Origin of the sequence: Bradyrhizobium sp. 31Argb (assembly GCF_043638955.1) — a bacterium.
GTDB lineage: Bacteria > Pseudomonadota > Alphaproteobacteria > Rhizobiales > Xanthobacteraceae > Bradyrhizobium.
Genome location: NZ_JBEGDB010000648.1, coordinates 1 through 867, shown reverse-complemented (window position 1 = coordinate 867; position 867 = coordinate 1). Strand labels below are relative to the sequence as shown.

At 56.6% G+C, this 867-nt stretch carries 1 protein-coding gene; it reads right to left on the bottom strand.

All coding sequences use genetic code 11. The features are described from left to right. Positions 1 to 441: 441 nt before the first annotated feature. Entirely contained in the window at positions 442 to 714 is a 273-nt protein-coding gene (locus tag AAFX91_RS42065) for a SemiSWEET family sugar transporter (RefSeq protein WP_245476341.1), read from the bottom strand. Positions 715 to 867: the final 153 nt, after the last annotated feature.

The window sequence follows — 867 nt, the reverse complement described above, 5'->3', positions numbered from 1 at the left end:
GCCTGCGTCCACGATCTTCGAATCATGGTTGCCCATGGATTCAGAATCCTCAGTCAATTACAACTGTAATGCTAGCGTGGGTTGTGCCTGGTTATGGCGGGCATAGCCCCGCCAGTCGAGAACCCGAAAATTTGCCGACGGCCAACGATTGCGTAGGCCGGATGCCTGTCCACGTCGATGAAGCGGCGCGACCCTTGCAGACGCGACCCTTGCAAATTTGTAATCGCGTGAACACCAAGGCGCCATCGGGACGACCAAAAGCCGCCGACGTTTGAGGACTATATGAAGCCCTCGGCCCCACCGGAATTCGCACCGATGTTGTTTCAAGCTGTAATTGTTTGCCTGCTCGTCCTCAGCGTTGGCGTTCTCATCGCCCACATGGTCGACGCCCTCAGGACATGAGGTAGCGTCGCTTCGCGCGGCTCAGCTCACAATCCGATATCACGATCGCGCTTCGTGGCGACGAAAGTACATGTATGCCCCAACGGTAAGGTAATTGGTCGCGACCGCGATCACATTCCACATGATGATGTTCTTTGAGCCGATCGATACGCCATAGATCACCCAGAGAATTTGAAAAGTGCCCGTGATGGCCGCCATTCGGGGGTTCATGCCGACACCGGAGCGCCGATTCAGCATCGTAATGAGGTCGGGCAGAGCCGCGAAGGTTGTCCCGAATCCCGCCGCGAAGCCGATGATTTGAGTGAGGTCCATCACTCCTCCTCAACGCGCGATCAATCCGGCCATATACTGTGCGGTGCTCGCCGGGCGCAAAAGACGATCGGTCTTAGGCTAGCATTACAGTTGTCTTTTTGTTTTGAAGTGCGCGCGCTGGGCGGCGGCCTGGTGAGCTCTACGCCAAAGTGA

Excerpts from the sequence above, each read along its gene's own strand:
- AAFX91_RS42065 (WP_245476341.1), bottom strand. The coding sequence starts at position 714 with ATGGACCTCACTCAAATCATCGGCTTCGCGGCGGGATTCGGGACAACC.